General features: G+C 70.7%; 11 protein-coding genes and 1 tRNA gene. 3 read left to right on the forward strand and 9 right to left on the reverse strand.

All coding sequences use genetic code 11. The features are described from left to right. Positions 1-87: 87 nt before the first annotated feature. Positions 88-1,314, reverse strand: coding sequence for an MFS transporter (locus tag OHU34_RS01785; RefSeq protein ID WP_230196809.1), 1,227 nt, complete (start codon positions 1,312-1,314; stop codon positions 88-90). Between the two features lie 930 nt (positions 1,315-2,244). Then, positions 2,245-2,742, reverse strand: coding sequence for a GNAT family N-acetyltransferase (locus OHU34_RS01790; RefSeq protein ID WP_405764215.1), 498 nt, complete (start codon positions 2,740-2,742; stop codon positions 2,245-2,247). Between the two features lie 107 nt (positions 2,743-2,849). Between OHU34_RS01790 and OHU34_RS01795 the strand changes: the two genes are divergently transcribed. Next, a protein-coding gene (locus tag OHU34_RS01795) for an IS5 family transposase (RefSeq protein ID WP_405764216.1) occupies positions 2,850-3,781 on the forward strand; the annotation gives its coding sequence in 2 pieces (ribosomal slippage) (positions 2,850-3,185 and positions 3,188-3,781; 930 coding nt in all). A 15-nt stretch (positions 3,782-3,796) separates the two neighbouring features. Here the strand turns inward: OHU34_RS01795 and OHU34_RS01800 are convergent. From OHU34_RS01800 to OHU34_RS01825, 6 genes are all read right to left on the reverse strand, one after another. Next, complete coding sequence (locus OHU34_RS01800) at positions 3,797-4,165, reverse strand: PPOX class F420-dependent oxidoreductase (RefSeq protein WP_142270516.1); 369 nt, start codon at positions 4,163-4,165, stop codon at positions 3,797-3,799. Between the two features lie 524 nt (positions 4,166-4,689). Beyond that, complete coding sequence (locus tag OHU34_RS01805; RefSeq protein ID WP_405764218.1) at positions 4,690-5,868, reverse strand: alpha/beta hydrolase; 1,179 nt, start codon at positions 5,866-5,868, stop codon at positions 4,690-4,692. Between the two features lie 250 nt (positions 5,869-6,118). After that, positions 6,119-7,651 carry a flavin-containing monooxygenase gene (locus OHU34_RS01810; RefSeq protein ID WP_405764219.1) on the reverse strand — a complete coding sequence of 511 codons (1,533 nt, stop codon included), beginning with the start codon at positions 7,649-7,651 and terminating at the stop codon, positions 6,119-6,121. Positions 7,652-8,284: 633 nt separating this feature from the next. Next, positions 8,285-8,358, reverse strand: a tRNA-Met gene (locus OHU34_RS01815). Positions 8,359-8,586: 228 nt separating this feature from the next. Next, positions 8,587-9,057, reverse strand: coding sequence for a hypothetical protein (locus tag OHU34_RS01820; RefSeq protein WP_160160081.1), 471 nt, complete (start codon positions 9,055-9,057; stop codon positions 8,587-8,589). 222 nt (positions 9,058-9,279) lie between these two features. Next, positions 9,280-9,780 (reverse strand): GNAT family N-acetyltransferase, encoded by a 501-nt coding sequence (locus OHU34_RS01825; RefSeq protein WP_142270513.1) that lies wholly within the window; start codon positions 9,778-9,780, stop codon positions 9,280-9,282. A 140-nt stretch (positions 9,781-9,920) separates the two neighbouring features. Between OHU34_RS01825 and OHU34_RS01830 the strand changes: the two genes are divergently transcribed. Next, positions 9,921-10,595 (forward strand): LysE family translocator, encoded by a 675-nt coding sequence (locus OHU34_RS01830; RefSeq protein WP_142270512.1) that lies wholly within the window; start codon positions 9,921-9,923, stop codon positions 10,593-10,595. A gap of 33 nt (positions 10,596-10,628) precedes the next feature. Here OHU34_RS01830 and OHU34_RS01835 read toward each other — a convergent pair whose 3' ends face one another. Next, positions 10,629-11,294, reverse strand: coding sequence for a hypothetical protein (locus OHU34_RS01835; protein WP_142270511.1), 666 nt, complete (start codon positions 11,292-11,294; stop codon positions 10,629-10,631). 307 nt (positions 11,295-11,601) lie between these two features. Here OHU34_RS01835 and OHU34_RS01840 point away from each other — a divergent pair, with 307 nt between their 5' ends. Further along, a complete protein-coding gene (locus tag OHU34_RS01840) occupies positions 11,602-12,246 on the forward strand; it encodes a GAP family protein (RefSeq protein ID WP_142270510.1) in 645 nt (214 codons plus the stop codon). Positions 12,247-12,487: the final 241 nt, after the last annotated feature.

The following is a 12,487-nucleotide window of genomic DNA, read 5'->3' on the forward strand; positions in this document are numbered from 1 at the left end:
GCTGTGCGGACCTCTTGCCCCACGGCCCCGTGGGCCAGGACTCGTTGTGGCCTCCTGGCCCGGTGCCGCGCCACCGTGCACGCGTTGTCAGGCCGTCGGGATCTGGCGCGCCTCGGTCGGATTTTCGGTCGGGGTCTCGGCTGCCGATGAAGTGACCATTTCGGAGGGTCCGGTCCCGCGGTCGGTGAAGCCTGCGAGGAGGGCGAGGGCGAGGCCGGCGGCGGCGAGGGTCGCGCCGACCAGGGCGGGCGAGGCCCAGCCCCACCCGGCCGAGATGGCCAGGCCGCCGAGCCAGGCGCCGCCGGCGTTGGCCAGGTTGAAGGCGGAGTGGTTGGAGGCCGCCGCCATCGTCGGGGCGTTCTTCGCCTTGGCCATGAGCAGCATCTGCACGGGTGTGGTGACGAGGGCGCCCATCGCGCCCATGAAGGCGAGTGTCACCAGGGCGGGAACGGTGCTGTGGACCGTGAAGTAGAACGTCACGAGCGACGCGCCGAGCAGGGCCAGTCCCCCGTACAGAGTCGGGCGCAGGGCGCGGTCGGTCAGCGGGCCCGCGATGAGCGTGCCCAGCGTCATTCCGGTGCCGTAGAGGGCGAGGACCCAGGTGGTCGAGGAGTCGGAGAGGCCCGTCAGGTGGGTCAGGATCGGCACCAGGTAGCTGTAGACGGCGAAGAAGCCGCCGAATCCCACGACGGCGGTGGCCAGACCGAGGGCGACCTGTCTGTTGCCCATGGCGCGCAGTTCGTGCCGGATGCCGGCCTGGTTGCTGCGGGGCTGATGGGGGACGAAGGCGGCCAGCGCGGCCAGCGCGACGAGGCCGATGACGGCGACGGCGCAGTAGGCGTAGCGCCAGCCCAGCTGCTGTCCGAGAGCCGTGCCGGCCGGGACGCCGATGATGTTGGCGATGGTGAGTCCGAGGAACATCCTGGACACGGCCCGCCCGGCTCGTTCGGGGGCGACCAGCCGGGAGGCCACGACGGCGCCCACGCCGAACAGTGCTCCGTGGGGCAGGCCCGCCAGGAAGCGTGCGGCGAACAGCAGGCCGAAGCCGGGTGCGAGGGCGGACGCGACGTTGCCGATCACGAACAGGGCGGACAGCAGGAGCAGGAGTCGTTTGTGGGCGATGCGCGCGCCGACGCCCGTCAGGAGCGGGGCCCCGACGACGACACCGAGCGCGTAGGCGGAGACGATGTTGCCGGCGTGCGGCACGGACACGCCGACCCCGTCGGCGATCTGGGGCAGCAGCCCCATCGTGGCGAACTCGGTCGTACCGATACCGAACGCGACGAGGGCAAGGGCCAGCAGGGCCAGAGGCATGGAGCGGAAGTACCTTTCGCGGGCGGCGGTCCGGATCGTGGCGGAGCAGGCGGGACCACGAGATGTCCTGCTCCTGTGGCCATTCGCGCCGGCCACCGTTGCCCGGTACGCCCCCCAAGGCAGGGAAGGCCCACAAGCAGTGCAGCGGTGGCACATGCCCACGCATTCCAAGATCGGCCAACAGGAATTATGGCCTCCGTCACACCGGCTCCGGGGGTGGGTCATACGGTGCCGGTCATGCGGTGCCGGTCACGCTCCGGGAGCGTGCAGGGACGGTCTGCGGGCGGTGGCGTCCGTGGTGCAGGTCGGCCGGGTGATCTCGCGGCAGCGGAGGCGCGGGGGTCGATCTTCTCCCCGCGCTGCGCCTGGGCGAGCAGGTCACCTGCAGCCGGTTGCCCGTGCTGAGCACTCACGCGCACGGCAACGACGTGTCAGACCGCTCCCCGGTGGTGCTCCACCTCAGCGCCAGTCAAGGCCCACACCGCCCTGTAGTAGACGCGCAGCCTGCTCACACCCGTCAATGTCCGTTGCCAGGAGGCGACTTGCCGGGGCCGGGACGAAGGGTGCGGTCGTGAAGGGGCGGTCGCCTGCGCGGCGAAAGGCTCTGCGGGGCTTCAGCCGGACGATCGTCCCCGCAGGCAATAGGTGAGGCCCGGGGACACTGTCCCCTTCCCCCTTCACGACCACGTCCTGCACAACACAGCCGACCGGGCCGGCATTCCCGCCCCCTTCACCGACCGGGCGGGCTCCCGTCCCGGTTCGGGGGATGCACGAAACGGGAGCCCTGCAGTCGTCTTCCCTGCCGGGCGGGCGTACGGATGCGTCAGGCGCTGCGCGACCTGCGCGACGGGCGGCGCGGTCTTGCGCGTTCGGTGCGGGTGGCGGCGTCCGGTGTGCCGGTGGCAAGGGGCGCCCTGCGGCAGTCGTCTCTCACACGGTGCGCTCCATGCAGAACAGCCGGTCCCGGGTCTCCCATGACTCGGCGACGGTGAAGCCGAGCCGTTCGTACAGGGCGATGGCATCCGTCCGCCATTCCCATACCGACAGCCGTACCGTACCGACGCCATTCCCCGCGGCGTGCGCGAGCGCGGCGCCGATCAGGGCGGACGCGATGCCGCGGCCGCGGAACGCCGGGTCCGTCCAGAGTCTTTTGATCTCTGAGCGTCCGTCGGCGGGGGCGGTCAGCACCACGCAGCCCACTGCTGTGTCGCCGCTCAGCGCGATCAGCACGGTGTCGTCGGCGAACGCGGCCCGCGGGTCGCGGATTTCTGTCCGGTAGCGGTCCGGCAGCGCGTCCACATCGACGACCGCGGCGCCCTTCTCGGCCTGCGTCCGCAGGTGGTAGGCCGCCAGCAGCTCGGCCGGCCGGGTCGATGCAGGGCCCTGACCTGGCCAGCGGACGATGACAACCTCGGGTTGATCGGTCATTGCGCCAGCATCACACGAGCGGTACCCGTGCCTCAGGAGGGGGGTGCGGCTAGGACTTGTCCGGTCGATCATGTGACTACTTCCTTGTCCGGGTCGTTGATGTAGACATGGGCCGGGGTGATCTGACGGATGCCGAGTGGGAACGGCTGCGGCCGTTCCTGCCGGTAAGCAACAGGCGTTGTGGCAGGTGGCGGGACCATCGGCAGGTGATCGACGGCATTCTGCACCGGGTTCGGACAGGCGTGCAGTGGCGTGACCTGCCCGAAAGGTTCGGGCCGTGGAAGACCGTCTATGAACGCCACCGACTGTGGTCGGGTGACGGGACATGGGAGCGCCTGCTCCAGAAGGTCCAGGCCGCAGCTGACGCGGCGGGTGAGATCGACTGGGACATCTCGGTCGACTCCACCATCGTGCGGGCTCATCAGCACGCGGCCGGCGCCCGCACCGACCCGCCGCCGGCCCCCGCTTCAAAGGGGGACGGAGTCCCAGAACACCAGGGCGAAACGCCGTGGCAGAGCCTCGTCGCCCGCTTGGTGGAGGTGGTGCTGGAGATGAGGGCCTGGGCCGCTCGCGCGGCGGGTTCACCACCAAACTCCACCTGAGCGCCGACGGCCGATGCCGCCCGCTCTCGCTGGTCGTCACACCAGGCCAGCGAGCGGACTGCACCCAGTTCAAGTCGGTCCTGGAGAAGATTCACGTCCCGAAGCCGGGGCCGGGAAGGCCCCGCAAGAAGCCGGACAGCGTCGCAGCCGACAAGGCCTACAGCAACAGGCCCTGCCGCCAGTACCTGCAAAGCCGCGGCATCCGGCACACCATCCCCGAGAAAGCCGACAGTCAGGCCGCCCGTCTGCGCAAAGGCTCACGCGGCGGACGGCCGCCGGCCTTCGACGAAGAGCGCTACAAGAAACGCAACACCATCGAACGGGCCATCAACCGCCTCAAGCAGCACCGGGCCGTCGCCACCCGGTACGACAAGCGCCGCTACGTCTACCTCGGCACCTCAACCGCCGCAGCCCTCACCATCTGGCTCCGCACATGATCGACCGGACAAGTCCTAGTTCTCGAGGCCCCAGCTGTGGATCCGCCTGGGGTGGATGCGGATCACCTCCTCGCTGAAGTGCGGACCCAGCTCGTGCGGGCCGGTGAGGAGTTCGGCCTCTCCTCGGATGTCCACGCCGCGCACGGTCCAGGGCCGCAGGCTCACGACGTCGTCCACGACGAGTGCGGCCTTCGGGTTCTTGCGGAGATTGCGCCACTTCTTCGTCTGCCCCATGGCGAACCCGCCGATCAGGATCGTGCCGTCTTCCTGCAGGAAGAACCCCACGGGATTGGCCTGCGGCTGCCCCGACGGGTCGACCGTCGCGAGGCGCCCCAGCCGCTGCGACATCAGGTACGCGCGCTCGGTCGCGCTGAATTCGGTCATGGCAGCAGCCAAACATGTTTCCGGCCGCGCGCACATCGGGTCACCGACCTAGGTCCGGGGGCTGAGCCGAGTCCCAACCCCTTCGACATCGGCATCTGCATCGACCTCGAAGACGGAGGAGGAGGCCAGGGCGGGGCCGGGGCCGGGGCGGGGGCCGAAAAGGCTCTGACGCGTGTTTCGCCGGTCGCCGATGGTGGGCCGGACGTTCGGGCGGGAGGGCGCGAACCGCCATGCCGGCGGGCGCTGCCGCGCGGTGAGGGAGTTGTGCATGATTGTCGTGTCGGCCGCTTCCGGGGCTTTCGGACGGCTGGTCGTCGACCGGCTGCCGGCCCGGTACCCCGCCGACCGTGTCGTGGGCGCGGTGCGTCATCCCGGCGGGGCCGCGGATCGCGACGCTCGCCGATGCGCCGGCGACGGTGCGCACGGCGTCCGAGGGAGCCGGCCGGCTGTTGCTGATCTCCTCCCCGGAGCTGGATTCCGCCTGCGGCGCCGGCCAGCACCCGGCAAGAGCCATCAGAAACGACCTAGCGGGTTGAGTCGGGAGTGCGCTGCGAGGCGGCCAGGACCCAGGCGGCGAAGGCTTCGACGCCGTCCACGACTGCCTCGAAGCGCGGGGAGTGGAAGACGTCGAACGCGTGCTGCCCGCCGGGCAGTTCGGCGTAGACGACGGGGCTGCCGGAGGTGCGGCGCAGCTGGTCGACGAAGTTCCGGGCGCCCTCGACGGTCGCCAGCGCGTCCTTGGTGCCGTGGGCGATGAGGAACGGCGGCGCACCGGGGTGGATGTATCCCTGTGGTTGGAGCGGGGGCGGCGGCTCGTCCGGAGGATCGCCGAAGTAGTGGCCGTAGTAGCCGTAGAGGCAGATCGCCGCGGTGACCGAGGTGTCGGTCGACTCGAATCCGGGCTGGAACTTCGGGTCGTTCGGCGTGAGCGCGCACAGGGACGCCAGGTTGGAGCCGGCGGAGCTGCCCGCCACGAACAGCCTCGACGGATCGGCGCCGTACTCGGGGGCGTGCTCGCGGACCCAGGCGATGACCTTCTTGGCGTCGATCTGGTGGCCGGGGAAAGTGGTCTGGGGCCGCAGCCGGTAGTTGGCGCTGATGCACACCCACCCCTGGCCGGCGAGCTGGTAGAGCAGGGGCCGGGCCTCGCGGTTCTTCGCTCCGCCGGTGTAGCCGCCGCCGTGGAAGTAGATCAGGACCGGCCCGTTCTGCGGTGCGTCGCGGCGGCGGTAGATGTCGAGCAGATTCCGGCGCCCGGCGTCCCCGTAGCGGATGTTGGGGATCCGCTGCACGTCACGCCGCCGCATCGGGCCCGGCAGCAGCAGGATGCGGGCCCAGGGCCGATGGCGGCGCAGCGGTACGCGCACACGATCCCGCCAGCCGGCCCCGAGGCCCTGCTCAAGAGCGCGCCCGACCACCTGATCTGTGCGCAGGCCCCGCCAGGCGGAGACAGCGAGGCCGACGGCGGCGACGGCGGCCACCACGGCCGTCACCCTGGCGCCCGCCGAATTCAGATCGCCTTGGGCGGCGGCCAGTGCCGTGGAGGCCACCAAGACGTAGATGCCCACGAACGGCACCTCGTTGAGGCCCAGGCCGAACCAGAAACTCAGGGTCGCCAGTGGCCGGGGCCGGCGTGGCGCGACAACGGCGAAGAAAGTGCACCAGGTGAAGAGCGCGGTCGTCGCCAGGTATCCCATCGGCATGTCCATGAACGTATCACCGTCAACTCTGGTAAATCTCCTGGGACTTGTCCGCTCAGACCCGCCGCCGCAGGTCACTCGTTCGTGAAGATCCAACGAACCCGTTTCAACATCAGCGCACACACGCGTTCTCGGCAAGGTCCGCACCGACCCGAAGTGGGCTTCCTGACCGAGGACGGCCATCTCGGCCGCGCCTACGACTTCAGACACCAAGCCGGACGGCGAGGGTCGGCCCGTGCCGCTCGCCTCCGCGTCATGGCTGCTCCGCGTTCGCGGCTGCCGTACGGTCTCCAGGCTGCGGCCTCGACTGAGCGGGGAGGGGAAGCCGGCGGTCCGGTGCGTCGGCGGTGTAGGCGTCGGCGTCGAAATGGCTCAGGCTGCGTACGAGTTGCCCGGTTGACCACGGCCAGGCGAAGGTGTTGTGCCCGGTGGAGGTGAAGTAGTAGCTGGTGCAGCCGCCCGTGTTGTAGACCGTGCTCTCGAGCGCCTCCTGCACGGCGTCGTTGTGCGCGGCCTGTGCGGCCGGCCTGACGTTCAGGGCGCGATGGCCGCCTCGGTCGAGGTGGGCCAGGGCGGCGACCAGGTACGTCAGTTGTGCTTCCAGAATGGTGATCGCGGACGTGGAGCCGCCGAGCAGGTTGGGTCCCAGCAGCAGGAAGAGGTTGGGGAAGCCGCTCACGGTGGTGCCCAGGTACGCCTGCGGTTCGTCGCCCCATGCTTCGTCGAGTGTCTGACCGTTCATGCCGTACAGAGTCTTGGCCAGCGGCAGCTCGCCGACGCGGAAGCCCGTTGCCTCGATGAGCACGTCGGTGTGGACGGTGGTGCCGTCTGCGCCGACGACCTCGTTGCCGCGTACGGCGCTCACGGCGGTCGGACGCAGACGCACGTGCGGCTGGGACAGGGCCGGGTAGAAGGTGCTCGACGTCAGCAGGCGCTTGCAGCCCAGCCGGTAGTCAGGCGTCAGGTGCCGCCGCAGCTGCCGGTCACGGACGGCGAGGCGCAGGTGTGCGCGGGCCCCCGCCTCGAGGAGACGGGCGGCCTGCGGGTGACGGAAGGCATAGCCGAAGCCCTCCTGCAGGGCGTACTGACCGGCGCGCAGGACACCGCGAGCGCCTGGGACGCCGTCCACAAGCCGGTTGAAGGCGGCGGGTAACGGCAGATCGGGCTTGGGCAGCACCCACTGGGGTGTGCGCTGGACGAGGTTGACGGTCGCGGCCCGGGCTTCGATGGCCGGGACGATCTGGACGGCGGAGGCGCCGCCGCCCACGACGGTCACCCGCCGCCCGGTCAGGTCGACGCTGTGATCCCACCGGGCGCTGTGGAACACGGGACCGTCGAAGTCCTCGATGCCGGGCACCTCAAGGCGGCGCGGGACGTGCCACGGGCCCGTGGCCAGGACCAGTACCGCCGCGCTGTAGGGCCCGTCGCTGGTCTCCAGCAGCCAGCGGCCGGCCGGCCCGTCCCATCGTGCCCCCAGCACCTCGACGCCGCAGCGCAGCACGTCACCGAGCCGGAACCGCTCGGCCGTCGCCCGCAGATAGGCGAGGATCTCCTGCTGTCCGGCGAAGACCCTGCTCCAGGCGGCATCCGGCGTGAAGGAGTAGCTGTAGAGCGTTGAGGGCACATCACAGGCGCAGCCCGGGTACGTGTTCTCCCTCCAGGTGCCGCCGAGATGTGTCCCCTTCTCCAGCACGAGGACGTCGTCACATCCTGCCTCGCGAAGCCGGACGGCGGCCCCGATCCCGGAGAACCCCGCTCCGACGACGACGGCCCGCACGTCCCTCACGATCCGCTCACTCTGCGCCGGAATCACAGCAACGCTCCAGCCGTGCGGCCTGCGCACAGGCCATCGCCCGCGCGGAGCCCCCGCGGGGCCGTCGGGCGGGCCGGCCCCAGCAGCCGGGCCCGTCGGGCAACGGTCCGAGCGGCAGCGCGGGGCAGAGGAACCATCGGGGCCGAACCCCGCTCGCATGGTGTGATCACGCACCGACAACGACCCTGACGCCCGCGGCGTCACCCCCCTGTCGCCGGGCTTGGGCTACGGAGCCGTCGCTCGGGTGACCGCGGTCGCGCCTCGGGGAGGTTTCGACTGCGGCCACCCGGACGCTGGAATGAGGGGAGCACTCCACACTCACCAGCGCATCGTCCGGCTTCCCCGCGGTGCCGACCGCGTTCTGCTGCGTACGGGTGGTCATCTCCGTCGCGAAGACCGATCGTGACGACGCTCTTCTCGATGGCCGCGGACCGCAGTAGAGCCGTCAGGCCGACCGAGGGAACGTGCAGGACCAGGCATGGAAGGCGAGCTGAGGTCGGGGCACTGCCGGACTTCGGCTGCAAGGGGTGCAGGCCTGCCGGTCGGATGGACAGGGGCTCGGCGGCATGCGGAAGGGGCCCGGCAATGCCGGGCCCCTTCCTTTCGTAGCGGGGACAGGATTTGAACCTGCGACCTCTGGGTTATGAGCCCAGCGAGCTACCGAGCTGCTCCACCCCGCGTCGGTAATGCCACCCTACACGTGATCCACGGGGCGCTGCGTCGGGCGGCTCCCGGTAGCCGTTGCCGGAGACTTTGGAGGAGCGCGCGAAAACGTCCGGTGCGCCGCCGTCCTGGGCGATGAACCCGAGGTCGATGGCCGCGAAGAGTTACGCCCCGCGGGCGCGGGTGTGGCGATGGTCACGAGAGGGGGGCTGTCCCACGGGCGGTTCCGGGGCGGCCAGAGGCTCTCAGCCCGCGTGGATGCCGCCTTCGGTGCGGGAGGCGTCCTCGGTCGCCGCCACGTCCTGCGTGCCGATGACGCGCAGCAGCTCGAGCTGAGCGGCGCCCTCGGTACCGGGCGGGGCCGTGAACCGCAGGAGGCGCCGGCGGCCGTCCTCGCTGAACAGACGGTGGCAGTCAAGCTCGATGGCGCCCAGCGTGGGGTGCACGATGCGTTTGTGATCGGTGCGGCGCAGGCCTACGTCGGGGTGTCCCACAGGCCAACGAACGCGCTCCGCCGCCGGGCGGCCGTCATTCCGACGACTTCGGTGTCGCGGCTCCGGCGGGCGGCGACTGCCTGCAGGTCGGCGACGAGGACCCGTGAGTGGTGTGCACGGTCCTCGGGCGGGAGATCGCGCGGGCAGCCGGATCGGTGAACCACCGTACGCGAAGCCGGTCGTGGAGCCACGGTGTTCCGGCCCCCGGCCGAGGAGTGCCACGGCCAGCTCGTTCTGGACGAGGGTCTCGCGCAGGTCGGTGAGTCGTCACCACCGACCCCGTGCTCAGCATCAAGTCCCGTACCCGGCACCGGGGTTCCACCCGTGCGAACCCGCCCTCCATCTGCCCGCATTCGGCCTGCCACGACACCGAACGGCTCCTACCGGCGGGTAGGATCTCCGCTGTCACCTGCGGCGAGTCCCACCGACCAGATCAATCGCGCTCTACGGCTGGACTGTCAGGTCACGCCGATACCAAGTGCCCGGCTTACTACCGAGGTCGGCCGGGCCGGCCGGGGCGGCCGGGACGAAGCCGGCCTTGGTCAGCACCTTCTGGGAGGCGACGTTCTCGCGCGAGGTGCCCGCCCGCAGTGTGCGCAGCCCGTGCCGCCCGGCCGCCAGCCGACACAGCTCCCGGACGGTCGCGGTCGCCACGCCGCGGCCGGCGACGTGCTGCGCGACCCGGTAGCCGAGCTCGGCGGTGCCGTCCTTCAAGTCGTACAGGTTGAACCGGCCCAGAACCGAGCCATCCTCGCCGACGAGCACGTAGAAGGCGCAGATGCCCGCCTCCTGCTCAGCCAGCAAGGCGCTGAACCGGTCGGTGAACTGGTCGTAGAACTCGTCGCCGCGGTCGGAGACCGAGGCCGCGAAGTAGGCGCGGTTCGCCAGCTCGAAGGCCAGGACCGCCGGGGCATGGCCGGCATGCAGCCGTTTCAACTCGGGCACCGCCCGACCCTACCCAGATGGCGCGCCGAGGCCACCCGAGATTCCGCCCAGCACGGACAGACCCCAAGATCGCGGCATATGACGATCTGCCACTGGATTACCAGGTGTCCGGCCACGGGGCCAACGAAAAGGGAGAACGGATGTCGGTCGACCTCGTCGGCTTCCTCGGCGTAGTACTGGTCGCGTATGTGGTCCCCGGCCCGGACTTCCTCGTGGTGGTGAGAGCCGCCACCGAGCATCCCGCCAAAGGGCGCGCCGCGGCCCTGGGCGCCCAGACCGGACTGTGCGTGCACATGCTCGCCGCCGCGGTCGGACTGTCGCTGATCGCCGCCCGCTCACCCGCGGTCTACGACACCATCAAGCCGCTGGGCGCGGCCTACCTCGTCCACCTGGGAGTCCGCGCCCTGCGGGCCGCGCGACGGGCCGCCCGTGAGCGGGCCGCCGGGCGAGAGGCAGCCGGGGGCCCGGCGGGCGGCGCCGGCCCGCGAACTCCGGCGGAGGACGGACCGACCAACGGCCGGTGGCGGTCCGGCTTCACCCAGGGCTTCCTCACCAATGTGCTGAACCCCAAGGCGGCGCTGTACTTCCTCAGCATCCTGCCGCAGTTCGTCGACGGCGGCGGCTCGGCATCGCGGCAGATCTTCTTCCTGGGCACCCTGGACATCATCATCGGTGTCGCCTACTGGTTCGCCCTGGTCGCCGTGGCCGCGCGGCTACGGGCGTTCCTCGCCCGCCCGAAGGTCCGCCACCGCTGGGAGCTGACGACCGGCTGGCTGTTCATCACCATCGGCATCGGCGTCGCCGCGGCAGCCTGAAAGCACTGCTCCGGGATGCGGACGGGGCGGGTTTCAGGTGGCGGTGCCGGGGGCCGGGGCCTGGCCGACGCGGTAGATCCGGTTGCGCAGTTCCGTCTCCGCCCAGTCCAGGTCGGCTCGTAGGTCGAGCCACACCTGGTCCTTGCGCCTGCCGGGCTGGTCGAGTCTGACGGCGACCCAGGAGAACACGCCCTGGAGGATCTCCCGTCTGCGTCCTGGGCTGGTCACGGAGAGCGCGAAGGACAGGGCGAGGCCGGCCCGGGTGACGATCATGTTGCTCTCGTCGTCCGGTTGGGGGCGGCCTCCGGTGAGGTAGCGCGGCACGTCGAGCACCTTCATCCACTCCAGGACCGCTCCAGGGACCTGTTCGTCCAGGATCCCCGCGATGGAGTCGCGCACGGCAACGCCCGGCTGTCCACCGAGCCAGCCCAGCCAGTGCTCGGAATCCGTGAGCTTGGCAAAGTCGTCCTTGGGCGGGCCGTAGTTCGGATTCTCCACGAACTCGCCGGTCAGCTTCCCGTCCTCGCCGACCCGCCAGACACCCTGGACGGCTTCCCCCGGGACGTATCCGTCGGGGTCACCGATGAGGTCAGGGTCGATCACCGCGACCGACCCGCCCGGGTTCGCGGCCGCCTCCGCGACCAGCTCGGGCGGAGGCGACTGCAGGATGCGACGCCGCTCGGCCGATATGTCCCCCACGTGAGCACCCCTTCGACTGGTTCGTACGAGGCAGTCGGCACCGCCCCGCCCGAGGCATGTTTCCATGAGCGCCGCCGCCCGAAGCCTCAGGGGCTGGATCGAAGGCGGCTCTCGCGGTCGAGGCCGGGCGCCGCCCGGGAGCCCGCCGGAAGGCCGGTGCCGCCCTGCGGGCGTGGCCTGCTTGACCTGCCCGGCCGCCGCCTGCAAAGTCGGGATGCGGCACCGCAGCACCACCGCCTCACTCTGCCGACCGGTCCGCCCCTCCCCAGGTGGCAGGCGGCCCTGACACCCGGGAGCGGCTGTTCCGATGGTCCTCGACCTGGTTGTGATCGGTACGGCCATCAGCCTGGGGCCTTTGCACAACAGCGCCTTCATCCTGCTGCTCTCGTCACGGCGTGGCGTTCGCCAGGGTCTGGCGTTCCTGTTGTCGTGGCTGGCCAACCTGGTGGTGGTGATCGCCTGTGTGGTGCTGCTGACCGGCGGTCAGCCACCGGCCAGTCACAGCGCGCCCTCGACTGCCGCGATCGCTGTGAAGCTCGCGATCGGCCTGGCACTGGTGCTGTACGGCGCATACCGGCACCGCCGGCCGCCCCGCCCGCACGGCCCGCCACGCTGGACCGCCCGGATCGACAACGCCTCCCCGGTCACGGCAGCCGGCCTGGCATGGCTGTTGCAGCCCTGGGCACTGGTCGGCGCCGGCGCCGCGACCGCCGTCGACGCAAACCTCTCCACCGTCACCGACTGGCTCGCACTGACCGGCTACTGCCTGCTGGCCACACTCAGCCTGATCGTCATGGAGTTGTACGTGGTCTGGGCACCCGCGATCGCGAACGCCCGGTTGAACGCCCTGCGGACCTGGCTGGAGCAGCACCAGGAGCAGCTGATCGTCACGCTCTCCCTGCTCCTCGGCCTGGGGCTGACGGCCCGGAGCATCGCCGAGCTCGTCGCCTGACACGCCCTCCACAGGCGTCCCGAGAGGGCCACCGAGGACGAGGAGCCAAAGCCGCGCCGTTCTCACCCGGACCGTCGACCGGCCAGTGCCACGGGTCGGTTCCAGCAACCGGTGGTTATGAACAGCTCGCTGTGTGCCGTCTGCGTCATTGAAGCGGACAGCGCCGGAGGCCCGTCGTGGACACTCGGTGCGGTCGTGTCGTCGACGCAGGACGGAGAGCTGTGCGAGTGCAGCGGGTGCG

It is taken from the genome of Streptomyces sp. NBC_00080 (genome assembly GCF_045041255.1).
Lineage (GTDB): Bacteria > Actinomycetota > Actinomycetes > Streptomycetales > Streptomycetaceae > Streptomyces > Streptomyces coriariae.

Coding starts and splice junctions, on each gene's coding strand:
- OHU34_RS01800 (WP_142270516.1), bottom strand. CDS start 4,165: ATGACCGAATTCAGCGCGACCGAGCGCGCGTACCTGATGTCGCAGCGG.
- OHU34_RS01840 (WP_142270510.1), top strand. CDS start 11,602: ATGGTCCTCGACCTGGTTGTGATCGGTACGGCCATCAGCCTGGGGCCT.
- OHU34_RS01790 (WP_405764215.1), bottom strand. CDS start 2,742: ATGACCGATCAACCCGAGGTTGTCATCGTCCGCTGGCCAGGTCAGGGC.
- OHU34_RS01805 (WP_405764218.1), bottom strand. CDS start 5,868: ATGCCGATGGGATACCTGGCGACGACCGCGCTCTTCACCTGGTGCACT.
- OHU34_RS01785 (WP_230196809.1), bottom strand. CDS start 1,314: ATGCCTCTGGCCCTGCTGGCCCTTGCCCTCGTCGCGTTCGGTATCGGT.
- OHU34_RS01830 (WP_142270512.1), top strand. CDS start 9,921: ATGTCGGTCGACCTCGTCGGCTTCCTCGGCGTAGTACTGGTCGCGTAT.